The organism is uncultured Martelella sp. (assembly GCF_963677965.2).
In the GTDB taxonomy this organism is placed as follows: Bacteria; Pseudomonadota; Alphaproteobacteria; order Rhizobiales; family Rhizobiaceae; genus Martelella; species Martelella mangrovi.
Window position 1 is genome coordinate 1,414,733 of the sequence record NZ_CAXXFM010000001.1, and the last position, 25,884, is coordinate 1,440,616.

General features: G+C 61.0%; 22 protein-coding genes and 1 riboswitch. Of the genes, 11 read left to right on the forward strand and 11 right to left on the reverse strand.

All coding sequences use genetic code 11. The features are described 5' to 3' along the window. Positions 1-25: 25 nt before the first annotated feature. The 9 genes from ACHZCU_RS06745 to ACHZCU_RS06785 all read right to left on the reverse strand — a co-directional run bounded on the left by ACHZCU_RS06745 (position 26) and on the right by ACHZCU_RS06785 (position 11,518). A complete protein-coding gene (locus ACHZCU_RS06745) occupies positions 26-1,930 on the reverse strand; it encodes a TonB-dependent receptor domain-containing protein (protein ID WP_319518158.1) in 1,905 nt (634 codons plus the stop codon). Positions 1,931-2,097: 167 nt separating this feature from the next. Continuing rightward, a riboswitch (cobalamin riboswitch) is annotated at positions 2,098-2,298 on the reverse strand. 89 nt (positions 2,299-2,387) lie between these two features. Beyond that, entirely contained in the window at positions 2,388-3,692 is a 1,305-nt protein-coding gene (gene pncB / locus ACHZCU_RS06750; protein ID WP_106307292.1) for a nicotinate phosphoribosyltransferase, read from the reverse strand. A gap of 145 nt (positions 3,693-3,837) precedes the next feature. Continuing rightward, the gene (locus tag ACHZCU_RS06755; RefSeq protein ID WP_319518159.1) at positions 3,838-4,068 is read right to left on the reverse strand and encodes a hypothetical protein; all 231 of its coding nucleotides are present in this window, start codon (positions 4,066-4,068) and stop codon (positions 3,838-3,840) included. Positions 4,069-4,087: 19 nt separating this feature from the next. Beyond that, on the reverse strand, positions 4,088-4,309 hold the full coding sequence (locus ACHZCU_RS06760) for a hypothetical protein (RefSeq protein ID WP_319518160.1): 222 nt from the start codon (positions 4,307-4,309) through the stop codon (positions 4,088-4,090). An 83-nt stretch (positions 4,310-4,392) separates the two neighbouring features. Further along, a complete protein-coding gene (locus ACHZCU_RS06765; protein WP_319518161.1) occupies positions 4,393-5,352 on the reverse strand; it encodes a glyoxylate/hydroxypyruvate reductase A in 960 nt (319 codons plus the stop codon). A 51-nt stretch (positions 5,353-5,403) separates the two neighbouring features. Continuing rightward, complete coding sequence (locus ACHZCU_RS06770) at positions 5,404-7,023, reverse strand: ABC transporter ATP-binding protein (RefSeq protein WP_319518162.1); 1,620 nt, start codon at positions 7,021-7,023, stop codon at positions 5,404-5,406. Further along, the gene (locus tag ACHZCU_RS06775; RefSeq protein WP_319518163.1) at positions 7,020-8,159 is read right to left on the reverse strand and encodes an ABC transporter permease; all 1,140 of its coding nucleotides are present in this window, start codon (positions 8,157-8,159) and stop codon (positions 7,020-7,022) included. The genes ACHZCU_RS06770 and ACHZCU_RS06775 overlap by 4 nt, the downstream gene beginning before the upstream one ends. Position 8,160: 1 nt before the next feature. Next, positions 8,161-9,258 (reverse strand): microcin C ABC transporter permease YejB, encoded by a 1,098-nt coding sequence (locus ACHZCU_RS06780; RefSeq protein ID WP_106307275.1) that lies wholly within the window; start codon positions 9,256-9,258, stop codon positions 8,161-8,163. 430 nt (positions 9,259-9,688) lie between these two features. After that, positions 9,689-11,518, reverse strand: coding sequence for an extracellular solute-binding protein (locus tag ACHZCU_RS06785; protein ID WP_319518164.1), 1,830 nt, complete (start codon positions 11,516-11,518; stop codon positions 9,689-9,691). Positions 11,519-11,676: 158 nt separating this feature from the next. Between ACHZCU_RS06785 and mepA the strand changes: the two genes are divergently transcribed. The 10 genes from mepA to phnN all read left to right on the forward strand — a co-directional run bounded on the left by mepA (position 11,677) and on the right by phnN (position 20,577). Continuing rightward, a complete protein-coding gene (gene mepA / locus ACHZCU_RS06790) occupies positions 11,677-12,693 on the forward strand; it encodes a penicillin-insensitive murein endopeptidase (RefSeq protein WP_319518165.1) in 1,017 nt (338 codons plus the stop codon). A 257-nt stretch (positions 12,694-12,950) separates the two neighbouring features. Beyond that, positions 12,951-13,973 carry a glucokinase gene (locus tag ACHZCU_RS06795; RefSeq protein WP_319518166.1) on the forward strand — a complete coding sequence of 341 codons (1,023 nt, stop codon included), beginning with the start codon at positions 12,951-12,953 and terminating at the stop codon, positions 13,971-13,973. 260 nt (positions 13,974-14,233) lie between these two features. Then, a complete protein-coding gene (locus ACHZCU_RS06800; RefSeq protein ID WP_319518167.1) occupies positions 14,234-14,818 on the forward strand; it encodes a TetR/AcrR family transcriptional regulator in 585 nt (194 codons plus the stop codon). 180 nt (positions 14,819-14,998) lie between these two features. Then, complete coding sequence (locus ACHZCU_RS06805) at positions 14,999-15,859, forward strand: SDR family NAD(P)-dependent oxidoreductase (protein WP_319518168.1); 861 nt, start codon at positions 14,999-15,001, stop codon at positions 15,857-15,859. A gap of 132 nt (positions 15,860-15,991) precedes the next feature. After that, a complete protein-coding gene (gene dapB, locus ACHZCU_RS06810; RefSeq protein ID WP_319518169.1) occupies positions 15,992-16,819 on the forward strand; it encodes a 4-hydroxy-tetrahydrodipicolinate reductase in 828 nt (275 codons plus the stop codon). 26 nt (positions 16,820-16,845) lie between these two features. After that, complete coding sequence (locus ACHZCU_RS06815; RefSeq protein WP_106307254.1) at positions 16,846-17,481, forward strand: 2,3-bisphosphoglycerate-dependent phosphoglycerate mutase; 636 nt, start codon at positions 16,846-16,848, stop codon at positions 17,479-17,481. A gap of 98 nt (positions 17,482-17,579) precedes the next feature. Further along, entirely contained in the window at positions 17,580-17,996 is a 417-nt protein-coding gene (fosX, locus tag ACHZCU_RS06820; protein ID WP_319519756.1) for a FosX/FosE/FosI family fosfomycin resistance hydrolase, read from the forward strand. A 137-nt stretch (positions 17,997-18,133) separates the two neighbouring features. Then, a complete protein-coding gene (locus ACHZCU_RS06825; RefSeq protein WP_106307382.1) occupies positions 18,134-18,838 on the forward strand; it encodes a DUF1045 domain-containing protein in 705 nt (234 codons plus the stop codon). Beyond that, complete coding sequence (locus tag ACHZCU_RS06830) at positions 18,835-19,977, forward strand: alpha-D-ribose 1-methylphosphonate 5-triphosphate diphosphatase (RefSeq protein WP_319518170.1); 1,143 nt, start codon at positions 18,835-18,837, stop codon at positions 19,975-19,977. The genes ACHZCU_RS06825 and ACHZCU_RS06830 overlap by 4 nt, the downstream gene beginning before the upstream one ends. A gap of 3 nt (positions 19,978-19,980) precedes the next feature. Next, positions 19,981-20,577 (forward strand): phosphonate metabolism protein/1,5-bisphosphokinase (PRPP-forming) PhnN, encoded by a 597-nt coding sequence (gene phnN, locus ACHZCU_RS06835; RefSeq protein WP_319518171.1) that lies wholly within the window; start codon positions 19,981-19,983, stop codon positions 20,575-20,577. On the opposite strand, the gene ACHZCU_RS06840 is transcribed toward phnN, so the two are convergent. Then, positions 20,557-20,901 (reverse strand): multidrug efflux SMR transporter, encoded by a 345-nt coding sequence (locus ACHZCU_RS06840; RefSeq protein WP_106307242.1) that lies wholly within the window; start codon positions 20,899-20,901, stop codon positions 20,557-20,559. The genes phnN and ACHZCU_RS06840 overlap by 21 nt on opposite strands. Before the next feature lie 38 nt (positions 20,902-20,939). Continuing rightward, positions 20,940-23,888 carry a DNA polymerase I gene (gene polA / locus ACHZCU_RS06845; protein ID WP_319518172.1) on the reverse strand — a complete coding sequence of 983 codons (2,949 nt, stop codon included), beginning with the start codon at positions 23,886-23,888 and terminating at the stop codon, positions 20,940-20,942. A 443-nt stretch (positions 23,889-24,331) separates the two neighbouring features. Between polA and ACHZCU_RS06850 the strand changes: the two genes are divergently transcribed. Then, entirely contained in the window at positions 24,332-25,720 is a 1,389-nt protein-coding gene (locus tag ACHZCU_RS06850; RefSeq protein ID WP_319518173.1) for a M20/M25/M40 family metallo-hydrolase, read from the forward strand. The last annotated feature ends 164 nt before the right edge of the window (positions 25,721-25,884 follow it).

Consider the following 25,884-nt stretch of genomic DNA (forward strand, 5'->3'; position numbering starts at 1 on the left):
GAGCCGACCGCGCCGACCGCATCATCTAGAACGTCCTTTGATAGGAAAGCGTCACCGTGGTGCCGGGCGCATTATAGCCGTAGGCGGTCTCATAGTCTTCATCGAACAGGTTCTCGACTGCGAACTTGACGCGGGCGGCCTGATCGATGTCGTAGAGCGCCGAGACATTGACCAGCGTGTAATCGCCAAGCTGGGGATTATAGCTTGCCGTATTGGTCCAGCGGCTGCCGACATATTCGATATCGGCATTGAGATTGAGCGCCTCGGTTGCCTGCCAGCTTGCGGCTGCCGTCAGCTTCAGACGGTTCTGATTGGCGATATACTGGTCGTCAGTCTCATCCTTCGGCAGGCGATATTCGAAGCCGAAATCAAGACCGAGCCGGTCATCCATGAGCGCCTGCGACCAGACCGCCCGCACGCCGGAAATCTTCGCCTTGTCGATATTCGTATAGGTCGAAAAGTCGCTGGTGTAGTCAATCATGTCGTCAATGAAGGTCTGATACCAGACGAGATCAACACTGCTTGTATCCGACGCCGCCCAATTGAGGCCAACCTCATAGGATTTGGACCGTTCCGGATCGAGATCGGGATTGCCGACATAAGAACCGAAATATCCTGGATAATAAAGCTGATTGAAATCCGGCGCGCGGAAACCGGTGGCAAAGGATGCCCGCGCAGTCAGACCCTCGATAAGCTCGTAGCCGACACCGACATTATAGGTCAAAGCGCCGCCGAAATCCTCGTTGGCGTCGTAACGCAACCCGGCATTAAGATCGAGCGCCTCCCATTCCAGCGAATACTGCGTATAGACCGCGCCAATGGCGCGGCTGGATTTTGAATAGTCCGTCGAGGAACTGACATGCTCCTCGTAAGCCTCCCCGCCGAAGGTCAGGCTGCTGAACAGGTCGCCTGTCACGAATTCCTTGGTCGTGCTGGCATTCAAGCCATACCGCGTCGTATCGAAATCGCTGTTATAGGTAGCGTCGCCCTTGAGAAAGGTCTTGTTGTAATCGAGAGCGGAATAAATCTCGAAGACGGAGGACCAGTCCTCGCCGTGGTCGATCTCGGCGCCGACCTTGAAGCCGGCATTGGTCTGCAGGGACTGGTTCGCGCCGGGGCCCCAGCTGGAAGCGCCATCGAAATGTGGGTTGGAACGGGCGTAGAACCCATCTGTGTAGAGTCGGCCCCAGAGAAAGTCCTTCGACAGCGCATAATTGAACGAACCCTGCAGGAACCCATCGTCATCAGGCTCGATCAGGCCGCTTGCGGGCGTGGTGAAGTTATACCCTTCGGTCCCGAGAATACCGAGACCGACATTGAAATCGACCCCGTCCGCAGTACTGCCGCGCACAGTGCCATTGGCAAAACCGCCCCACGGCCATGTCACGCCCGTCTCAACGGTCGTACAGACATTTTTTCCGTTTTCACAGAATGAACCATCTCTGGTGATGATGTTGATGACACCGCCGATCGCATCCGCGCCCCATTGCGCCGAATGTGCACCTTCAACGACCTCGATCCGGTTGACCGCGCTCAGAGGAATATTGGAAAGGTAGGCCGTGCCGGTGGTTGCCGATGCGACGCGCATACCATCCACCAAAACCAGTGTCTGGTTGGCACGAGCAGAGCGCAGCGTCACCGAGGCCTGCGCGCCCTGCCCGCCATTGGTGGTGATGTTGACGCCCGGATATTTCCGCAGAAGCGACGGCAGGTCGGGCGCTGCGGATTTTGCAATATCTTCCTCATCGATCACCGTCACGGTGGAGGTTGATTGCGTGATCGTCGAAGGCCGGCGCAAAGGCGTGGTCACATAGACCGGTTCAAGCTCGGTCACGACATCGTCGAAAGGCGCGGCGTCCTGCGCCAGCACCTGCTGTGCCGGTACCAAGGCCAAAAGCGCGGCGGAGGCCGCAAGCAGAGATTTGTTCATTCCATGTCCCCAAGGCGGCCGGCATGACGCCGGCCGAAAAAGCCCGTCGGGGACAACAGCTTTTGACGCGGAAACACCCGGTCGCGATCCTGTCCCGTCGGCGGCAACATCGTTTCGAAATGTCACCGCGACGGCAGACCGCGCCAAAACAAGAACCCCGTGTTCCGGCAAGGGTGACGGGATCGGGCAGGTCTCCTGGCTTCCGCGTCATCGCCATTGTTTCCGTCTTCCCGGATCAATCCAGTGACGTCATGGAAACGGCTCTGCGGCTACAGTTGCGGGGGCAGCCACGGCCTGGGGCAAGCGCCCTGTCCCGTGTTCCCTTTTCATCCGTTCTTGCGAACGGAACCTGATCCGCGCGCAATCTATGCGGCGCGCATCCGCGGTGTCAACGCAGCCAACCCCGTGATTTGTACGAACAAATCCGGGTATTGCTTTTCGGCCACAGGTCGGGGTTTCACACCAGCACAGGCTGGTCGAACATGTCTTCCGAGCCGAAGAATTTCAGATAGCGTTCGACTTCCTTCGGGTCGCCGGTCGCCTTTTGCGGATTGTCGGAAAGCTTGACGGCCGGGCGGCCATTGGCGTCCGTCACCTTGCAGACGACGGAGATCGGCTTCAGCCCGCCGACGCGGTGCGGCGCGCAGCCGATGAAGTCATTGGTGAGGTTGGTGCCCCAGCCGAAGCTCATGCGCACGCGGCCCTGAAAATGCTTGTAGGCCTCGATGATCGCATCCACGTCCAGCCCGTCGGAAAAGATCAGGATTTTCTCGCGCGGATCGCGGCCCATCTTCTTCCACCAGTCGATGATCTTCTCGCCGCCTTCGATCGGCGGGGCGCTGTCGGGGCGAAAGCCGGTCCAGTCGGCAACCCATTCGGGCGCATTGCGCAAAAACGCCGTGGTGCCATAGGCATCGGGCAGCGCAATCAGCAGGTTGCCGCCGTAAAGCTTGTTCCAGTCCTGCATCACCTTGTAGGGCGCTGCGGCCAGTTGCTCGTCGGTTTCGGCAAGGGCGGCTGCGACCATCGGCAGCTCATGGGCATTGGTGCCGACGGCTTCCAGATCGGTATCCATGGCCAGAAGCACATTTGAGGTGCCGGTAAAGGCCGGGCCAATGCCCTCCTTCAACGCTTCCACGCACCAGCGCTGCCACAGGAAGGAATGGCGCCGCCGTGTGCCGAAATCGGAGATTTTCAGGCCATCGAGAGCTGCCAGCCGCTCGACCTTGGCCCACATCTTGGCCTTGGCGCGGGCATAGGTGACATCGACGGTGAACAGCCCGAGGTCCTTCAGGGCCGAACGGGAGCGCAGCTCGTTGATGATGCAAAGCGCTGGAATCTCCCACATCGTGGTTTCCATCCAGCGGCCGTGAAAATCGAGCTGATACTGGCCATCGCGTTTGGTGAGTTCATATTCCGGCAGGCGGAAATTGGCGAGCCAGGTCAGAAATTCCGGCTCGAAGATCTGAGAGCGGCCGTAAAACGAGTTACCGGCAAGCCAGATCATTTCCTTCTTGGTCAACCTGATCTCGCGCGCATGGTCGAGCTGGTCGCGCAACTCGCCCTCGTCGATCTCGTCGGCCAGACGCACCGAGGTCGTGCGATTGATCACCGAGAATGTCGCATTGACGTCCGGATAGAGTTTCCAGATCATCTGCAGCATCAGGAGTTTGTAGAAATCCGTATCCAGCAGACTGCGGATAATCGGGTCGAGCTTCCAGCTATGGTCGTAGACCCGTGTTGCGATATCGGTCTTCGGCATCGCCGTTCGCTCCTCGGCTTTTCAGGCGCCGTTGCGGCGGAAAAATAGCGCGAAGGGCCGCCATGCCGCCCTTCCGGGCCCATGACTTAGCTGCAAAGACGGCACAAAGTCCAGAGCGGACACGTCGTTTTGCTCGATGTGAGCTTTACTGAGCCGGTGCAGCCGCGTTCGCGTCCTCGTTGACTGTCTCGCCCGCCGGATCGCCGCCCTGCGGGGCAAACAGTTCCACCGCGCCCCAGGCCACGAAGGCCAGAACAAGGCCCACCGCCAGAATGATCAGCACCGGACGGCCGCGCTCGGAATGCCGCGCCTCCGTCGGGGTCACGTCAACCTCGGCATCCTCGGGGCGGTGGCCTGTCGTCTTCTTTTCAACCATGTCGTCCTCCCGGATCGTCCTAGCTCGCGCCGGGCGCGCCGAACAGCCACGAAGCACCGCCCCAGATCAGCACCACGGCAACCATGATGGCGATGATGATCATGATCACGGTCTGCCCGCGGTTGAGATGCCGTTTTTCGGTCGGCGGGATGCGGGTGTCGTCCTCATTCTTCTGCGGATAGTCATCCTCGCCCGGATATCTGACGGGCCGGCCTTCCTTCGGATCGAAATGCGTCGTCATATCGTCCTCCTTCGCCTCCGCGCGGGGCGGAGGCGTTTCCAAAGGGATAAAACGGCAAGGCGCGGGTCTTTGTTCCCGGCAGATCAGTATCCCGCGGTCCGGTCGACCACATGCTGAAGCGGTTCGCCCGCCTCGAAACGGGCGATCTGCCGGGCGACATGGGCAAAAAGCGCCCGGACATCGGTATCAGAGGCAATATGCGGGGTCACCAGCGCACGCTCATGCGACCAGAGCGGGCTTGCCGGCGGCAACGGCTCGCTGGCGAACACGTCCAGCGACACACCGCCGAGAACACCGCTATCCAGCGCGGTAACGATATCGGCCTCGACCTGTGAACCGCCACGCCCGGCATTGATGAACACCGGCGCGCCAAGCGGGCCGGACCGGCTGAGTTTTTCAAACAGCGCGCGATTGAAAATGCCGGTGGTTCCCGCTGTCAGCGGCAGAAGACCAACGAGAATATCCGTCCTGGCCAGAAACGCATCGAGGCCCTCGGCATCGAAACAGTCCACGCCCTCGATTTGCTTTTTGCTGCGCGACCAGCCGATGACATCAAAGCCCATGACCTTCAGCTTGCGGGCGGCATCCTGCCCCAGTTCGCCAAGCCCCATGATCCCGACCGTGAAGTCTCCCGCTTCGGCGGGCGGCAATTGCTGCCAGTGTGTTTCGGTCTGCTGGCGGGCATAATCGGGCATGCGGCGGGCATGATACAGGCATTGCAGCACCACATATTCGCTCATGCGCCGGGTCAGCGACGGATCGACGAAACGCACCAGCGGCACATCCGGCAAGCCTTCCAGTTCGAGCACGCGGTCGACCCCTGCCCCGCCGGAAAAGAGAATATCGAGATTGCGGGCGCGTTCGAACAGATCGTCATCCGGGTTCCACAGCACGGCATAGCGGCAGTCGGAAAGATCACGGCCCGCATTGTTTCCGTCAGCCAGATCAACCACCGGCCGGTCATGGAAATGCTGCCCAAGGGCCTGCACGATGGCGGCGCGGCCGGAGAATTTGAGGTCGATCAGGATGGGAGCTTTGGGCATGCGCGATATCTTCTTTGTCTTTTCAACGGACCGGGGAGAACGGCCAGATACTCACCCCGCTTCCACCGGCTCGATATCGAAAGCGGCGGCGAGCAGTGCTTTTGTATAGTCGGCCTGCGGGTTTTCGAAAACGTCTGCCGCCGGGCCGCGCTCGACCACCTCGCCGAAGCGCATGACGATGATTTCGTTGGCGAGCGCGCGGACCACCCTCAGGTCGTGCGAAATGAACAGATAGGCGAGATTGTGCTTCTTCTGAAGATCGGCGAGCAGATCGACCACCTGCGCCTGCACGCTCATGTCGAGCGCCGAGGTCGGCTCATCCAGCATGACGAAACGGGGTTTGAGCACCATGGCGCGGGCGATCGCGATCCTCTGGCGCTGACCGCCGGAAAATTCGTGCGGATAGCGCCAGCGGGTGGCGGCATCGAGGCCGACCTCCTCCAGCGTCGCGGCAACGCGGGCATCACGCTCCTTCGGCGACAGACCGCGCTCATGAATTTTCAGGCCCTCGGCAACGATCTCGCCCACCGACATGCGCGGGCTCAGCGAGCCATAGGGGTCCTGAAACACGATCTGCATCGCCTCGCGCAGCGGTTTCATCGCCTGATAGGAATAGGCGTTGATATCCTTGCCGACAAAGGCGATCCGGCCTTCCGATCCGATCATCCGCGTCAGCGCCAGCCCCAGCGTGGTCTTGCCGGAGCCCGATTCGCCGACGACGCCGAGGGTTTCCCCGGCGCGCAATTTGAGCGAAATGCCGTTGACCGCCTTCACATGGTCGACCGTCTTGCGCAGCAGGCCGGCCTTGACCGGAAACCAGACCTTGAGGTTATCGGCCTCGACGATCACTTCGCGCGTCGGATCATGCGCCGGCGGCTCGCCCTTCGGTTCGGCGGCCAGCAGGTGCCGGGTATAGGCATGCTGCGGATTGTCGAAAATCTCCGCCACGGGGCCATGTTCGGCAATCTTTCCCTCCGTCATCACGCAAACCCGGTCGGCGAATTTGCGCACGATGCCGAGATCGTGGGTGATGAACAGCATCGACATGCCGTGATCGCGCTGAAGGCTTTTCAGAAGTTTCAGGATCTGCGCCTGCACGGTCACGTCGAGCGCGGTTGTCGGCTCGTCGGCAATCAGCAGTTTCGGCCGGTTGGCAAGCGCCATGGCGATCATCACGCGCTGGCGCTGGCCGCCGGATAATTCATGCGGGAAGGCGCCGAGCCGCTTTTCCGCCTCGCGAATGCCGACCTCCCGCAACAGTTCGAGCACGCGTTTGCGGGCGTCCGCCCCCGTCATGCCGGCGTGGAGCGCCAGCGTTTCGCCCACCTGTTTTTCCACCGAATGCAGCGGGTTGAGCGACGTCATCGGCTCCTGGAAAATCTGGGTAATGTCGCCGCCGCGCACCTGCCTCAGCGTCCGGTCATCGGCCTTCAGAAGATCACGGCCCTCAAACAGGACCTCGCCGCTCGGGTGGCTTGCGGCGGGATAGGGCAGAAGCCGCAGGACGGAGGCGGCCGTGGCGGATTTGCCGGAGCCCGATTCCCCCACCAGCGCCACCACCTCGCCGGGCATGATATCGAAGGAAATCCGATCGACGGCGAGATTGTCGCTCCCGCCCTGACGGAAGGCGACGGAGAGATCGCGGACGGAAAGCAGCGGCGTGTCACTCATTGGAACGTCTTCCTCGGGTCGAACGCATCGCGCACCGCCTCGCCGACAAACACCAGCAGCGACAGCATGATCGAAAGGGTGAAGAAGGCGGTGATGCCGAGCCAGGGCGCCTGCAGATTGCTCTTGCCCTGATTGACCAGTTCGCCAAGCGAGGGCGAGCCGGGCGGCATGCCGAAGCCCAGGAAATCGAGCGAGGTCAGTGTCACGATCGCGCCTGACAGAATGAAGGGAATGAAGGTGAGCGTCGCGACCATCGCATTCGGCAGCAGGTGGCGGAACATGATGGTGAAATTGCCAACGCCGAGCGCACGCGCCGCCCGCACATATTCGAAATTGCGTGCGCGCAGGAATTCGGCCCTGACGACAGCAACAAAACTGACCCATGAGAACACCAGCATGACCCCCAGCAGCACGAAGAAGCCGGGCGGCAGGATGGCGGCGATGATCAGCAGAATGTAAAGCGTCGGCAGCGACGACCAGATCTCGATGAAACGCTGCATCAGAAGATCGACCCAGCCGCCGAAATAGCCCTGCACCGCACCGGCGGCGACACCGATGACGGCCGAAAACCCGGTAAGCAGCAGGCCGAACAGCACCGATATGCGGAAACCGTAGATCACCCGGGCAAGCACGTCGCGGGCAAGGTCGTCCGTCCCGAGCCAGTCCATATTGCCGAGATTGCAGCCCGGATCATCCACGCCTTCAGGGTAGCCGGCGCAGCGCTCCTCCCTGCTCATCAGCCAGAAGGGCGGGGTGGGCGCCGAATAAGGCACGTTGGCATTGATGGTGCGGTAGGAATAGCGGATCGGCGGCCAGATCATCCAGCCATTGGCCTCGATCTCCTCCTGAATGAAATCGGAGCGGTAATCCGTGACGGCGAGAAAGCCGCCGAATTTTTCCTCCGGGTAATCGATCGCCACCGGAAACAGGATTTCGCCCTTGTAGGAGGCGATGATCGGCTTGTCGTTGGCGACGAATTCGGCAAACAGGCTGATGATAAACAGGAACAGGAAAAGCCACAGCGACCAGTAGCCGCGCCGGTTGGCCTTGAAATTCTGCCAGCGTCGCGCGTTCATCGGCGAAAGCCAACCGGTCTTAGGACGCCCCGTCACCTCGGTGGATGTGAGATCGCTCATGTCACACATCCCTCTTTTCGAAATCGATGCGCGGATCGATCCAGGTGTAGATCAGGTCGGAGACAAGGCCGATGAAAAGCCCGAGCAGCGAGAAGATATAGAGCGTGGCAAACACCACCGGATAATCCCGATTGACCAGCGACAGATAGCCGAGACGCCCGAGACCATCGAGCGAGAACACGTTTTCGATCAAAAGCGACCCGGTGAAGAAGGCGAGAATGAAGGAACCGGGGAACCCGGCGATCACGATCAGCATGGCGTTGCGGAAAACATGGCCATAAAGCACCTTGCGCTCCGCCAGCCCCTTGGCGCGCGCGGTGATCACATATTGCTTGCCGATCTCGTCTATGAAGGAATTCTTGGTCAGAAGCGTCGTGGTGGCGAAGGAGGAGACCGAAAGCGCGATCAGCGGCAGGGTCAGGTGCCAGAAATAATCCAGCGGCTTCTGCCACCAGGGAAGCTGCGAAAAATTATCGGAAACGAGACCGCGCAGCGGAAACCAGTCGAAAAACGAGCCGCCGGCAAACAGGATGATCATCAGGATACCGAGCAGGAAGCCCGGCACGGCAAAGCCGATGACGATGATGCCCGAGGTCCACACATCAAAGCGCGACCCGTCCCTCACCGCCTTGCGGATGCCAAGCGGAATGGAAACGCCGTAGGATAACAGCAGCACCCAGATGCCGAGCGAGATCGACACCGGCAGCTTGTCGATGATGAGGTCGATGACGGAGGAATTGCGGAAGAAACTGTCGCCGAAATCGAAGGTCAGATAGTCGCGCATCATCAGCAGGAAGCGCGTCAGCGGCGGTTTGTCGAAACCGAACTGGGCTTCCAGATTGGCAATCAGTTCCGGGTCGAGACCCTGCGCGCCGCGATAGTCGGATGAGGCCCCACTGTCGAAACTGTCCATCGACATGCCGGCATCCGAACCGCCGGAGATGCGGCTTTCCGCACCGCCGCCCTGGCCGTTCAGCTCGGCAATCACCTGCTCCACCGGGCCGCCCGGCGCAAACTGCACAATGATGAAGGAAATCGTCATGATGCCGATCAGCGTCGGGATCATCAGCAGAAGACGGCGAATGATGTAGGAGCCCATTATGCGACGCTCTCGGTATTGGCGAACGAAAGCACTGCCTGCCTTGAACGGTCATTTCGGCCTTGCGCCGATGTCCGGGGTAGCACGGAAGACGCGTCCGACCTCTCCCCTCGCTCTGGCGTCATCCTCGGGCTTGACCCGAGGATCCAAGCACTTCGCCTTGCGACAAGCGCGAGCGATCGCTCCGGGCCTGTTCGGCCTTCTGGCGCAAAGGTCCGCCGGCACCTCTCGCGGCAAACGGGATTGGATCCTCGGGTCAAGCCCGAGGATGACGCGTTTCGCAGGGAGCGCGCATTTCCGAAAGACCTGTTTGCGGGCACAGTATGCAATCCGGGCACGGTTAAACCAGGACCAAACATGACGCACCGGAGCAGCCCCGGTGACTGACCGCAAGCCGCAGTCCTAGCGCGAACATCATCAGCAAGCACCCTCATTCAGCCTCCGTCGACCACCAGCCGGCGGGAAAATCCAGTCCGTATTCGGGAAAGCCGGGATGCGTGATCCTGTTCCAGTAGGCGATGCGGTAGTCTCTGGAATAATAGAGCGGAATGATGAAATCATGGGCCAGCAGCACGCGATCGAGCGCCTTGGTGGCGGCCACCAGCGTGGCGCGGTCATCGGCGAAAACGATTTTCTGGATCAGCGCGTCGACGCCCGGATCGGCAATGCCGGCATAGTTCTCCGAGCCTGTCTGATCGACGGATCGCGAGCCCCAGTAGTTGAACTGTTCATTGCCCGGGCTGAGCGTCTGCGCCCACAATTCCCAGATCATGTCGTAGTCGAAATCATTGACCCGGTTCTGATATTGCGAGGTGTCGACCACCCGGATCGTGGCATCGATGCCGAGCTTGCGCAGGTTTTCGACATAGGGCAGCACCACGACCTGAAGCGTCGGATTGTCGAGCAGGATTTCGAATGAGAACGGCTTACCGGTTTCGGCATTGACCATCTGGTTGCCGCGGCGCTCGAAACCGGCCTCCTTCAGCAATTGAAAGGCCTTTTGCAGATTTGCGCGTGATTCTTCCTCGGTCCCGCCGACCGGCAGGTTGTTGGCCGTGTTGAAGACGGAATCGGGAACCAGATCGCGGACAGATTCCAGAATTTGCAGTTCCTCGCCCTTTGGCAGGCCAGACGAGGCGAGATCGGTCCCGAACCAGAAACTATTGTCGCGCGAATAGGCGTCGCTCAACTGGTTCTTGTTGATGGTCTCGAAATCGAAGGCATAGATCAAAGCCTCACGCACGCGCTGATCATCAAAAGGCGCGCGGCGGTTGTTGGGCACCAGCGCCTGCATGATCCCGGTCTTGTTCAAGGGGTTGGGCACCGCCTCGCGCTTGACCTTGCCATCCTTGATCGCCGGGAAATTATAGCCCGTCGCCCAGCGCTTGGCCCGGCTTTCCACCCAGAAGTCGAAGGTTCCGGCGCGAAACGCCTCGAAGGCGACATCGAGATCGGCGAAATAGAGATAGTTCACCGAGCCGAAATTATTGCGGCCGACATTGACCGGCAGATCCTTGCCCCAATAGTCGTCATTGAGGCGATAGGTGATCGACGAGCCGGGATTGACCGTATCGATCACGTAAGGGCCGGAGCCGACGATCTTTTCCAGCGTGCTGGCCGAAACGTCGCGGGCCGGATCGCCCTCAAACCAGTGTTTGGGAAACACCATCACCAGTTGGCCGACGATCTGCGGCAGTTCGCGATTGCCGGTCTCGTCGAAATAGAAGGTCACTTCCCGCTCGCCGGTGACCTCCGCACTGGTCACGTGGCGGTAGTAATTGGCATAGAGCGTGTTGAGCTCCTTCAGGCTGTCGAAGGAAAACACCACGTCTTCCGGCGTCACCGGCTCACCATCCGAAAATTTCGCTTTCGGGTTAAGGCGGTAGGTCACCGAAGAAATGTCCTCGGGCACCTTGAAGCCATTGGCCAGAAGACCGTACTGCGCGTCGATCTCGTCTTCTGCGGGCGTCATCAGCGTTTCGAAGACGAGGCCGAGGCCGGAGGCTTTCGCGCCGCCATAGGGGATCGGGTTCAGCGAATCAAACGTGCCGGTGGCGTAAAGCTTCAGTTCACCGCCCTTGGGCGCATCCGGATTGACATAGCTGAAATGGGAAAAGTCTCGCGGGTATTCCGGCGTTCCGGTCAGCGCGGAGGCATACTGCCATTCACTGGCTTCGCTGTCCTGCGCGTATGCCGCCGGTGCCAGGCCCAAGGCCCCTGCGGCGACAACCCAAGCAGCGGCCGAGATTGTTTTCCACATGGTTTTTGCCATCTCCGTTGTTGCTTTTCTCGTGTTCGCAACAAGAATAAGCAAATATCGACCCGGGTGTACAAGTGCCGTTTTTGTGAGGCGGGAGTGCGGCATGCCTGCCGATCGGCACGAATAAGTGATAACGCGCTGCCTTGAAGGAGAGTGCGATGCAATGGTTCAGGGCCTTTTCGGCCATCGCGACGCTTCTGGCAATGACGCTTGTGGCAGCAGCGCAGGATTTTCCACAATCGGCAAAAATCCTGTTTGCATCCGAAACGGCGCCAAGCGCGGGATCGCCAAAATCCTTCGGCTTCTACAATAATGGCTGCATCGCCGGTGCCGAAGCGCTGCCGATCGACGGGCCGAACTGGCAGGCGATGCGGCTTTCGCGCAACCGTCGTTTCGGCCATCCCGATACCATCGCGCTGATCAAGCGCCTGGCCAGCGACGCCGCGCGCTATGACGGCTGGCCGGGCCTTCTGGTCGGCGACATCTCGCAGCCGCGCGGCGGGCCGATGCTCTCGGGTCACGCCTCCCATCAGGTCGGCCTCGATGCCGATATCTGGCTGAACCCGATGCCCGACCGGCGGCTGAGCTTGCGCGAACGCGAGGACATTTCCGCCGTTTCGATGCTGAAGAACGATGGCACGCTGTTCGTCGATCCGGAAAAATTCACCCCCGCCCATGAACGGCTGATCATGCGCGCGGCAAGCTATCCGGAAGTCCAGCGCATCTTCGTTCATCCGGGCATCAAGAAGGCGATCTGCGAAGACTGGAAGGGCGACCGTTCCAACCTCGCCAAGGTCCGCCCCTATTACGGCCATCACTATCATTTTCATATCCGCCTGTTCTGCCGTCCCGGCTCGCCGGGCTGCAAGGCGCAAAATGCCGTCGACATGAAGGATGACGGCTGCGGCGACCATCTGGCATGGTGGCTTTCCGACGAGCCCTGGGCGCCGGCAGAGCCTGCCCCGCCGCCGAAAAAGCCGGAAAAACCGGCGCCAAAGCCGACGCGCCCGTCCTACAAGACGCTGGCCGACCTGCCTGCAGCCTGCACGGGCGTGCTCGGCGCACCAGCCCCCTCGCCTCTGCCGACGGCGGCACTGACACCGACGATCCCGCTGCCGCCGCTGGCCCCCTGGCCGGAAGTCGGGCCGGTTCCCCAGCCGCGCCCGCAGGGGTGAACGGCCGGAGCCTGCGGCAAAAGGCCGGACATGCTTGGCCCGGTTATCGCTTTCAAAGCGCTTTGGGTTGATGTATCAGGAAGACGCCGTTCGGCCGGCTTGCGACCGTCCTCAAGACGGGCGCGCACGGACGCGGCAGACGGCGCGTTTTCTAGAATTGACCGATGACCTTGCAAAATCGCCGGAGCGGATGCAGAGATTGCGTCACCGACCAGACCATTCAAAACGCCCGGGACAGGGCAGACTTCGGAAACACCATGGCCAGAACCACCACTGCGGATCCTCTTTCCTTTCCCATCCTGATCGGCGATATCGGCGGCACCAATGCGCGTTTCTCGCTGCTTGTTGACCCCTATGCCGAGCCGCGTGAATTTCCGATCGTGCACACGGCCGATTTTCCGACCGTCGATGCCGCCATTCAGGCGGGCGTCATGGACAAGACCTCGCTGCAGCCGCGCAGCGCCATTCTGGCCGTCGCCGGTCCCATTCGCGGCGATGAAATTCCGCTGACCAATTGCGACTGGGTGATCAAGCCGAAGGATATGATCAGTTCGCTCGGGCTAGAGGATGTGGTGATCATCAACGATTTCGAAGCGCAGGCGCTGGCAATCGCCAATATGCCCGACGAATTTCGCGAGCCGATCGCCCCGCGTCCCGACACCATGATCGCCTCGCGCGTCGTGCTCGGCCCGGGAACGGGGCTCGGCGTTGCCGGTCTGGTGCATGCCGAAGAGCGCTGGATTCCGGTGCCCGGCGAAGGCGGCCATATCGATGTCGGCCCGCGCACCGACCGCGACTATCAGGTTTTCCCGCACATCAAGACCATCGAGGGCCGGGTCGCGGCCGAACAGATCCTGTGCGGACGCGGCATGGTCAACCTCTATAATGCCATCTGTGCCGCCGACGGGATCGAGGCAAAGCCATACGAGCCCAAGGATGTCAGCCATTCCGGCCTCGACGGTTCCGATCCGCAGGCAGTCGAGACGCTTTCGCTGTTTTCGACCTATCTCGGCCGCATTGCCGGCGACATGGCGATGGTGTTCATGGCGCGCGGCGGCGTTTATCTGGCCGGCGGCATTTCGCAGAAAATCCTGCCTGCGCTGAAAAGGCCGGAATTCCGCGCCGCCTTCGAGGACAAGGCGCCGCACAACGCGCTGCTGCAGTCGATCCCGACCTATGTCGTCACCCACCCGCTGGCAGCCCTTGCCGGCCTTGCCACCTATGCCCGCACACCGCTGCGTTTCGGCCTGGCGCTGGATGGTCGCCGCTGGCAGGGGTGAACGACCGGCACGTTTTCCTCCGCATTCATGAGGGTAAGACGCGCCAGATAGCGCATGTTTGGCGCACCGGATGTGAGCTCCGTTTTCCCGACCGGTGCCCACAGGCTTTGAGCCCGGCATGACGGCCCACAGACAGCATTTTTTGCCCCATTGGCGGCACAGCGCCGCGCTTTTTTGCATTTTTCCGCACGAAGCTCTTGCGCATGTGGGGACTGCATCCATATATTTGAGTGACTACTCAATCATTAATCGGATACACCATGGCCCGCCCCGCCAGTGAAGAAAAACGGATCGCCATCCTGGATGCAGCAACGGAGCTCATCGCAACTGCGGGCACCGGCACATCGACCGCCAAGATCGCCAGAAAGGCCGGCGTGGCCGAAGGTACGATCTTCACCTATTTTGCCACCAAGGAAGCGCTGTTCGGCGCCGTGCTTCTTGCGATCGAGAACGAACTTGCCGCAGCCGTGCTCGCCGGCCCTCTGCCCGGCGACGGCGGCCGCAAGGACATGCAGTATTTCTGGAACAGGCTGATCGACTGGGGTGCGGTCAATCCCGAAAAATGGCGGACCCTCAGGCGGCTCAAATTATCCAGCCTGGTGTCGGACAGCGCCCGCGAGGAAGGCGAGCGGCTGTTTGAACAGGCCGCCGGCGTGCTCAAGCGCGCGCTTGCGCAACAGGCCGGAGAAGGCGCCAGCCTGCGTTATGCCGGCCTGATCATGACGGCGATTGCCGAGGCGACCTTCGATTCGATTGCATACGATCCCGACCAGAGCACGCGCCTGAAACAACGCGGGTTCGCCGTTTTCTGGGCCGGCATGGCCGGGCTCGCCACCACCGGATAGATGCAAAGGCCAGCGACAATGCCCCGCCACATGCCACGACGAATTTCCGCAATAAACGTCCTGTAGCGACCCAGCCCGACGCAAACCCTTCAGGATGACCACCCCGCAAACAAACCGGACCATCCGAAAATATCAGAGATAATTTGAGTGCCTGCTCACTCATTAACAAGGAGAATGACAATGTCCAAAGTCTGGCTCATTACCGGAAGCGCCCGCGGTCTCGGCCTGCACATCGCCCGCGCCGTTCTCGAAGCAGGCGACCGTCTGATCGCAACAGCCCGCAGGCCGGAACATCTCGAACCGCTCGTGGAAGAGTTCGGCAACCGGATTGCCTCCTTCGCGCTGGATGTCGCCGATCCGAAAGCGGCCCAGGCCGCCGTCGATTTCGCCGTCGACACTTTCGGCCGGCTCGATGTGCTGGTCAACAATGCCGGTTTCGGCCATTTCGCGCCGTTCGAGCAGAGCGATCCCGATCATTTCCGCGCGCAGGTCGACACCAATTTCTTCGGCGTGGTCAACATGACCCGTGCAGTGCTTCCGGTGATGCGACGCCAGCATTCCGGCCACATCATCAACATCTCCTCGGTCGGCGGGCGCATGACAGGCCCCGGTATGGCGGCCTATCAGTCATCGAAATGGGCCGTCAGCGGCTTTTCCGAAATCATCGCGAAGGAAACCCGCCATCTCGGCATCAAGACGGTTTCGATCGAACCCGGCGGCATGCGCACCGAGTGGGGACAGATCGCCCGCGGCGATGCGCCCGCGCTGACGGAAGATTACCAGGCTTCGCTGGGGGCCATGCAGGCCGCGCTCGAGAAGGTGGTCGGCAACGAGATCGGCAACCCCGACAGGGTCGCCGCGGTCATCCTCGATCTCGTCTATGGCGACGACGTCCCCGAACACCTTGTTCTGGGCAGTGACGCCGTGGAACTTCTGAAGAAAGCGGAAGAAAACCGCCGCAGGGAGGCCGATGCATGGGAAAGCGTCAGCCGCTCCACCGACTACGAGGACGCCGACCTTTCCTTTCTCCGGAATCTCTAGCGTGGGTCAGCACCGGACCCGCTAAGCCAAGATCGACCTTTTCTTCCGCAGGCGCTTCCAATAAGGTCTCACTGCTTTCGCCACGCGTTCAGCGCGGCGAAAACCAGATCTGAAGCAATACCAGGAAGAAGCATGACCAGTCCGGCAATGAAACTCGTCGTCGTGGGCGCCAGCGGACGGATGGGACAGACCCTCATCCGCGTGATCAGCGAAACCGAAGGCGCGGTCCTTCACGCCGCAATCGACCGCCCGGAAAGCGCAGCACTCGGCAAGGATGCCGGCGAACTTGCCGGCGTCGGCACGCTCGGCGTGGCAATCACCGACGATCCCCTGAAGGCGTTCGTCGATGCCGACGGCGTGCTCGATTTCACCGCACCCGCCGCATCCGTCGAATATGCCGGCCTTGCCGCACAGGCGCGCATCGTCCACGTCATCGGCACGACCGGTTTTTCCGAAGACGACGAGACCCAGATCAAGGCGGCCGCCCGCCACGCCCGTATTATCAAATCCGGAAACATGTCACTGGGCGTCAATCTGCTTGGCGAACTGGTCAAGCAGGCCGCCGCCACACTTTCGGCGAAGGGCTGGGATATCGAGGTTCTCGAGATGCACCACCGCCACAAGGTCGATGCACCTTCCGGCACGGCTCTTCTTCTGGGCGAGGCAGCGGCTGAAGGCCGCGGCATCGCGCTGAAGGACAATGCCGTGAAGGTTCGCGACGGGTATACCGGCCCGCGCGAGGAAGGCACGATCGGCTTTGCCACGCTGCGCGGCGGGTCGGTGGTCGGGGAACATTCCGTTCTCCTGGCCGGCGAGGGCGAGACCGTCAGCCTCTCCCACAAGGCGACCGATCGTTCGATCTTTGCCCGCGGTGCGGTTCAGGCCGCCCTTTGGGGCAAGGACGAAAAACCCGGACTTTATTCCATGCTCGACGTGCTCGGGCTTGCCAAAACACACTAACAGAGACTTTTTGAAGGAAGACAGACATGAGCGGAACACTGGTTCTCGTGCGCCACGGCCAAAGCGAATGGAACCTGAAGAACCTCTTCACCGGCTGGAAGGACCCTGACCTGACCGAACTCGGCGTCAAGGAAGCCACCGCCGGCGGCAAGGCGCTTGCCGAGGCGGGCATGAAGTTCGATATCGCTTTCACCTCGGCGCTGACGCGCGCCCAGCACACCTGCCAGATCATTCTCGATGAAATCGGCCAGAGCGATCTCGAAACCATTCGCGATCAGGCAATCAACGAGCGCGATTACGGCGATCTCGCCGGCCTCAACAAGGATGACGCCCGCGAAAAATGGGGCGAGGAACAGGTTCACATCTGGCGCCGTTCCTATGACGTGCCCCCGCCCGGCGGCGAAAGCCTGAAGGATACCGGCGCGCGCGTGTGGCCCTATTACATGCAGGAAATCCTGCCGCGTGTTCTCAGGGGCGAAAAGGTGCTGGTCGCCGCCCACGGCAATTCGCTGCGCGCGCTGGTGATGGTGCTCGACCGCATGAGCCAGGAGGAGATCCTGAAGCTCAACCTCGCCACCGGCGTACCGATCGTCTACACGCTGAAAGCCGACTCCACTGTCGCCACCAAGGAAATCCTCGGCGACATGTCCGGCGCACACTGAGCCGGCAACGCGCGGTTTTGACAGGAAAACGGGGCGGTCTTCGGATCGCCCTTTTTGTTTTTCAGAAATAGCTGATGCAAAACCTGAAAGGAGAGCCGATGATCGAAGGCCTTTCGCACATGACGTTCATCGTTTCCGATCTCGAACGCATGAGCCGCATTCTGGAGGGCATTTTCGATGCCGAGGAAGTCTATGCCAGCGGCAGCGCGACCTTCTCGCATTCGCCGGAAAAATTCTTCCTGATCGGAGACATCTGGGTGGCGATCATGAAAGGCACGCCCCTTCCCGCGACCAGCTACAATCACATCGCTTTCAAGATTCCCGAGAAAGACTTCGACCGCTACCGCGCCCGCATCGAAGCACTTGGCCTTGAACTCCTGCCGCCGCGCCCGCGCGTTGAAGGCGAAGGCCGGTCGCTTTATTTCTACGATGACGACAACCACCTGTTCGAACTTCACACCGGAACGCTCAAGGAACGGCTCCGGCGCTATGCGGCCGGCAGCAAACCGACATGAGACGGTAAACAGGCGGAAGAGGGAACCTGTAGCCTGTTCCCGGCATTCATCAAGTCAGGGGTTCGATCCGCTTGCAAAGCCTCGCGAATCCCGTCACGTTCGACTTCACACACAAGGTTTTGTGCAAGGAAACCGGTTTGCGATACGCCATTTACTTCACGCCCCCCGCAGACGATCCATTGACGATCGCCGCCAGCCGCTGGCTTGGCTATGACGCCTTTTCGGGCGAGGAACGGTCTTTTCCCGAAAATATCGCTCTGCCCGCCGGCCGCATGAGCGCGGTCACGGCCGCTGCCGCGCGCTACGGCTTTCACGCCACCATGAAGGCCCCTTTTCGGCTGGCCGAAAACATCTCGCCCTCCGCACTCGAAGCGACCTTCGATGTGTTCTGCCGCAACCGGAAACCGTTTTCCATCCCCGAAATCACGCTCGGCAAGCTCGGCAAGTTCTACGCCCTCATTCCTGCCGCCGAATATGACGTGCTGCAGGCCTTCGCCGCCGATGTGGTGGAGCATTTCGAACCGATGCGCGCACCGCTGCTCAATGACGAGATCGCGCGCCGCAAGCCCGAAACGCTGACCGAGACCCAGCGCGAGAACATGATCCGCTGGGGCTATCCTTACGTCTTCGATGAGTTCCGCTTTCACATGACGCTGACAGGCCCCGTGACCGGTACAGATGCCCATGTCATCGAAACGGAAGTGACCGATTATTTTGCACCGTTTACCGGCAAACCGCTGGAGATCGGCGGTCTCGGCCTGTTTGTCGAGGAGCGGCGCGGCGCGCCCTTCACGATCCGACGCTGGCAGCCGCTTTCCGGCCAGGACGACCCCGAGACATGAGCGCAGAGACCGTTTTCACCAATGCCCGGATCGTGCTCGAGGATGCGATCGTCGAAGGCACGCTGGTTATCCGCGATGGCAGGATTGCGGAAATATCCGAGGGAAATGCCGGCACCGGCGAGGATTTCGGCGGCGACCTGCTGATCCCCGGCCTTGTCGAGCTTCATACCGATCATCTGGAAGGCCATTATGCGCCACGCCCCGGCGTGCGCTGGAACAAGACGGCGGCAATTCAGGCCCATGACGCGCAGGTTGCCGCTTCCGGCATCACCACCGTGTTCGATTGTCTGCGCATGGGCGCCGACGACACCGACGGCTTCGAGGCCGGCGAGATGCGGGCCATGGCAGATGCGATCATCAACGCGGAAAAGGAAGACCGGCTGAGGGCGCAGCATTTCCTGCACCTGCGCTGCGAGGTTTCCGCCGCCAATGTCATGGACCATTTTGCCACCTTCGAGGATGACCCGCATGTGCGGCTCGCCTCGCTGATGGACCACGCGCCGGGCCAGCGCCAGTTTGCCGACCTCCAGCAATACCGGCGCTATTACAAGCCGAAACACGCGCTGGACGATGATGCTTTCGAGCGCTTTATCGCACGCCGGCAGGCCGCCTCCGCCACCTATGCCGAAAAGCACCGGCAGATGATTTCAGACCATTGCGCCGCCCGCGGCATTGCCGTTGCCAGCCATGACGACGCGGTTCTGGCGCATGTGGAGGAAGCGCTTGGCCATGGCGTGCGGATCGCGGAATTTCCCACCAGTTTCGAGGCGGCGAAGGCCTCCCATGCGGCAGGCCTTTCGGTGCTGATGGGCGCGCCCAATGTGGTGCGCGGCAAATCGCATTCCGGCAATATCGCCGCCCGCGATCTGGCCGCTGCCGGTGTGCTCGACGTGCTGTCGTCGGATTATGTGCCGTTCAGCCTGCTTCATGCGCCGTTTATTCTGGCCGATGACGAAACGGTCGGCATTTCCCTGCCGCAGGCGCTGTCCATGGTGACGGCAACGCCCGCGCGCGCCGCCGGTCTCGATGATCGCGGGCGCATCGCCCCGGGCCTTCGCGCCGATCTCGTGCGTGTCAGGCGCACCGATGACGTGCCGGTCGTGGGCGCCGTCTTCCGGGCGGGAAAGCGGGTGGCCTGAGCAATGGGAAACGCCGGCAGGATCATCGTCGTCGTCGGCCCGAGCGGGGCAGGCAAGGACAGCCTGATCGGCTATGCGGCAAAGACCTTTGACAGCCATCCCGATGTCCGGTTTGTCCAGCGCGTCATCACCCGGCCGTGCGACGGGGCGACGGAAGACCATCAGACGATGACGCCACAGGCATTTGCCGCAGCACGGAAAGCCGGCGGCTTTGCCGTCCACTGGAGCGCTCACGGGCTTGAATACGGCATTCCCGATGAACACCGCGCCTTCGTGGCATCAGGCGGCATCGCGATTGCCAATGGCTCACGCCCGGCCTTGCCGCTTTTCCGCGACGCCTTTGCGGCAATGACCGTCGTCAACGTCACCGCGCGCCCGGAAATCCGCGCCGCACGGCTTGAAGCGCGCGGGCGGGAAACGCGCGAGGACATCCGCGAACGCCTCGCCCGCTCGACCATGAAGGTTCACGGCGATTTCGATGTGATCGACATCGACAATTCGGGCGCGTTGGAAGACGCCGGCACGCGGTTTGTCCGTGTCATCACGGAAAGCCTCGCCGGAAGAACGGGCGACGGAAACTCAGTGCCCGGCAGCGCCTGAAAACAGGTTCATCACCAGCACGCCGCCGACAATCATGGCGATGCCGACCCAGGCGGCGATATCGAGGTTCTGGCGCAGCACGACCATGCTGACGGCGGCCGTGAGCACGATGCCGAGCCCGGCCCAGATGGCATAGGCCACGCCCAGCGGAATGGTCTTCAGCGCCTGCGACAGGCAGTAGAAGGCGACGAGATAGAACACCACCACGCCGATTGTCGGCAAAAGCCGCGTGAAACCGTTCGACTTCTGCAACAGGGTCGAGCCGATCACTTCGCAGACAATCGCAATCCCAAGAGTGCCGTAGGCGGCCAGCGCCGGGTTCATCGCACGTCCTTTTCTTCAAAAACGGAACCAGAGATAGTTCAGTGCGCCTCGTCCCAGTTGTGGGCAGCGCGAGCATCGACCTGAAGCGGAACGGCCATCGAGACGGCCGGCATGGAAGCGTTTTCCATCACATCGACAATCAGCGTCTGCGCCTTGTCGACATCGCCGTCCTCGACCTCGAAAATCAGTTCGTCATGCACCTGCAGCAGCATTTTCGTGGTCTCGGCAAGGCCTGCGGCCTGCAGCTCCGGCTCGATACGCACCATGGCGCGGCGGATGATATCCGCGGCCGAGCCCTGAATGGGCGCATTGATGGCGGCGCGTTCGTTGAAGCTTCTGACCTGATGGTTCGACGACTTGATTTCCGGATAATGGATCCGCCTGCCGAAAATCGTCTCGACATAGCCATTGTCGCGCGCGGCCGCCTTGGTGGCTTCCATATAGTCGCGGATACCGGGGAAACGCTCGAAATAGCGCTTGATATAGTCGCCCGCTTCCGAACGCTCGATGCCGAGCTGGTTGGCAAGACCGAAGGCGGAAATGCCGTAGATAATGCCGAAATTGATCGCCTTGGCGCGGCGGCGCACCTCGCCCGGCATGCCTTCCACCGGCACGCCGAACATCTCCGATGCCGTCATCGCGTGAATGTCGATGCCATCGGCAAAGGCCTGTTTCAGCTGCGCGATATCGGCAACATGGGCCAGAACCCGAAGTTCAATCTGGCTGTAGTCGGCCGACAGAAGCTTGTGACCGGGATTGGCGATGAAGGCCGTGCGGATTTTCCGCCCCTCCACCGTGCGCACCGGAATGTTCTGCAGGTTCGGCTCCGAAGACGCGAGCCGGCCCGTCGATGTCGCGGCCAGCGAATAGGAGGTGTGGACCCGCTTTGTGTCGGGGTGGATATAGCCCGGCAGCGCATCGGTATAGGTCGATTTCAGCTTGGTCATCTGCCGCCATTCGACGATTTTCGACGGCAGCGGATGGCCTTCGGCAGCGAGGTCGTCGAGCACCTGAACCGAGGTCGACCATTGGCCGCTCTTGGTCTTCTTGCCGCCGGGCAGCCCCATCTTGCCGAACAGGATTTCGCCAAGCTGCTTGGGCGAACCGATATTGAATTTCTCATCGGCCAGTTGGTAGATTTCCTCTTCCAGCCCGGCAGCCTTCTGCGCCAGCTCGCCGGAAAGCCGCGACAGGATCTGCCGGTCGACGGAAATGCCGCGTTCCTCCATGCGCGACAGAACCGGAACCAACGGCCGCTCAAGCCGCTCGTAGACTGTCGTGACATGTTCGGCAGGAAGGCGCGGCTTCAACACCAGCCACAGCCGCATCGTCACATCGGCATCTTCCGCCGCATAGGCCGTGGCCTTTGCGATATCGACATGGTCAAAGGTCACCATATTACGCCCCGAACCGGCGACGTCCTTGAAGGGAATGGGCTGGTGGCCGAGCCACTTTTCCGAAAGCGCGTCCATGCCGTGCCCGCCCATGCCGGAATCGAGCGCATAGGACAGCAGCATCGTATCGTCGAAATTCTTCACCGCGATGCCATGACGCAGCATGACGAGGTAGTCGTATTTGAGGTTCTGCGCGATTTTCAGAACCGATTCGTCTTCCAGAAGGCCCTTCAGCGCGGCAAGCGCGGTATCGAAATCGATCTGCCCCTCGGCAAGCCCGCCGCCCAGAAGGTCGTCCTGACCGGCCTTGTGGGTGAGCGGAATATAGGCGGCGCGAATGGCCTTGCTATCGTCCTTCTCGTCCTCGTCGTAAAGCGCCAGCGAAAAGCCGACGAGTTCGGCCTGCATGGCGTCGAGCGAGGTGGTTTCCGTGTCGAAGGCGCAAAGCCCCCTGTCCCGCGCCTCTGCAATCCAGGCATTCAGCGCGTCGATATCGCGAATGGTCTCGTAAGCATCGCGGTTGATCGGAAGCGCGGCAAAACGGGCGGCGCGGGCCTTTGCCAGATCGGCGGGCGTATTGCCGCCGCCGGTATCCGCCGATGCCTCTTTCGCGGTGTCGCCGTCACCGGTTTCCATATCCGGCCCGTGAGTGTCGGAACCCCATTCGGCCTCGACCTTCGCCGGTTCGATTTCCGCAGCTTCCGCACCCGTCGCCTCGGCAACGCGCCGTGTCAGCGAATTGAATTCCATCGCCTTCAGGAAGGCGACGAGCTTCGGCCCGTCCTGATCCTCAAGCTTCAGCGCATCGAGCGGCGTTTCGACCGGGCAATCCTGCTTCAGCGTCACCAGCTGACGCGAAATCTTCACCAGTTCGCGGTTGGCAATGATGTTTTCGCGGCGCTTGTTCTGCTTGATGGTCTCGGCCTGTTCGAGAAGCGTATCGAGATCGCCGAACTGTTCGAGAAGCGTGGCTGCCGTTTTCGGGCCGATCCCGGGAACGCCGGGAACGTTATCGATCGAATCACCGGTCAGCGCCTGCAGGTCGATCATCTTTTCCGGCGGCACGCCCCATTTGGCGACGACCTCATCGACGCCGATCTGCCGGTCCTTCATGCCGTCATACATATGCACATTCGGCCCGACGAGTTGCATCAGGTCCTTGTCGGACGAGATAATGGTGGCATCGCCCCCGGCCGCGACCGCCATTTTCGCGTAGGTCGCGATGATGTCATCGGCTTCGAAACCTTCCATCTCGATGCAGGGCAGGTTGAAGGCGCGCGTCGCCTCGCGGATGAGCGCGAATTGCGGCACCAGCTCTTCCGGCGGTGGCGGGCGCTGGGCCTTGTATTCCGGATAGATTTCCTTGCGGAAGGTCTTCGACGAATAGTCGAAAATCACCGCCAGATGCGTCGGCGTCACCCCGACGGAGGTATCGCGCGCCTGGGTCAGAAGCTTCCACAGCATGTTGCAGAAACCCGACACCGCGCCCACCGGCAGGCCATCGGATTTGCGCGTCAGCGGCGGCAACGCATGAAAGGCGCGGAAGATGAACCCCGAACCGTCGATCAGGAAGAGATGGTCGTCTTTTTTCATGGCGAATCCATAGCCCGCGCGCGGAAAAAGGTCCATCGCAAAGCAGGATTTCAACCATTGCACGAACTGTATCTGCAGAAGTTTCAACGAAAAGGATTTTGAATTTAATCAAATTACCGATTTGTAACAAATCGCTCTGTCGTTTCCCTTGAATCGACACATTTCGAAGTACAAATACATCTCAACGGCGCACGTTGGCGCCGGTGCCTGATGGAGGCTCGTCCCCCGCCTCGTCAGACATATAGGACAAAGGCTCCATCCCCCCTCTCCGGCCTTTGTCTTAAAAAGTAGCCGCCATGGCCAGCCCCCCTCCAGGCCATGGCGGCTTTTTATTGCCCGCGATCCATCCGTCCGGCCCGATATCCTGCAATCATGTATTTCCAAAACACCGGGACTCACTCTATGGTCCGACCACATATTTCGTGCCAGACCGAGGTTTTCCCATGACTGAACTTGAAACGCTGCTAAAGCGCGCTGACGACAACCTGCCCTCCAGCCTCGACAAGCTGTTCGCACTCCTGCGCATTCCATCGATCTCCACCGATCCGGCCTACAAGGAAAAATGCGCAGAGGCCGCCGACTGGCTCGTGGGCGAACTGAAAACCCTTGGCTTCAGCGCAAAGGCATATCCGACCAAGGGCCACCCGATGGTGGTCGCAAACAGCGAGAACGCCCCCGAAGGCGCGCCGCATGTGCTGTTTTACGGCCATTACGACGTGCAGCCGGTGGACCCGCTCGAACTGTGGGAAGACGATCCCTTTACCCCGAAGGTGAAGGAGGTTGAGCCCGGCCACAAGATCATCACCGGACGCGGCACCAGCGATGACAAGGGCCAGCTGATGACCTTTCTGCAGGCCTGCCGGGCCTATCGCGAGGAAAATGCCGAACTGCCGGTCAAGATCACCATCATGTTCGAGGGCGAGGAAGAATCAGGCTCGCCGTCGCTGCCGGCCTTCCTCGAAGAACATGGCGACCTGATCAAGGCCGATTTCGCACTCGTCTGCGACACCGGCATGTGGGACCGCGAAACACCGGCCATTGCCGCGACGCTGCGCGGCCTCGTCGGCGATGAAGTGGTGATCACCGCGGCCGACCGTGACCTTCACTCCGGTTTCTTCGGTGGCGCTGCCGCCAACCCGATCCATATCCTCACCGAGATCCTTGCCGGTCTTCACGATGAAACCGGCCGGGTAACGCTGCCGGGCTTTTACGACGGTGTCGAAGAAACACCCGAAGACGTGAAAAAAGGCTGGGAGCAGCTCGGCGAAACCGACCAGCGTTTCCTTGGCGCCATTGGCCTTTCAGAACCAGCCGGCGAAAAGGACCGCTCGGTGCTGGAACTCACCTGGACACGCCCGACGGCGGAAGTCAACGGCATTACCGGCGGTTATACCGGCGAAGGCTTCAAGACGGTGATTGCCGCACAGGCCTCCGCAAAAGTCTCCTTCCGCCTTGTCGGCACGCAGGACCCGGCGAAAATCCGCGATAGCTTCCACAGCTATGTCCGCTCGAAAATCCCGTCCGACTGCAAGGTCGAATTCCATCCGCATGGCGGTTCGCCGGCCATTCATCTGGACTATAACGCGCCGTTCCTGAAAAAGGCGCAGGCCGCCCTTTCCGACGAGTGGCCAAAGCCGGCCGTTGTCATCGGCATGGGTGGTTCCATTCCGATTGTCGGCGATTTCCAGAAGAAGCTCGGCATGGATTCGCTGCTCGTCGGCTTCGGGCTCAATGACGACCGTATCCATTCGCCGAACGAGAAATACGAGCTGACCTCCTATCACAAGGGCATCCGTTCGTGGATCCGCATCCTCGACGCACTGGCGAAATAGAAGCGCGGCCGGATACGGTTTCCGCTTCTGTATCGGCACGGACATGTCGGGATGACCGCACCCTCGCCCTACTCGGCGTCATCCTCGGGCTTGACCCGAGGATCCAGACGTGTGCTTTGCGATTGATGTGGGCACCTGCTCCGAATCTTTGCAGCGCGTGGCTT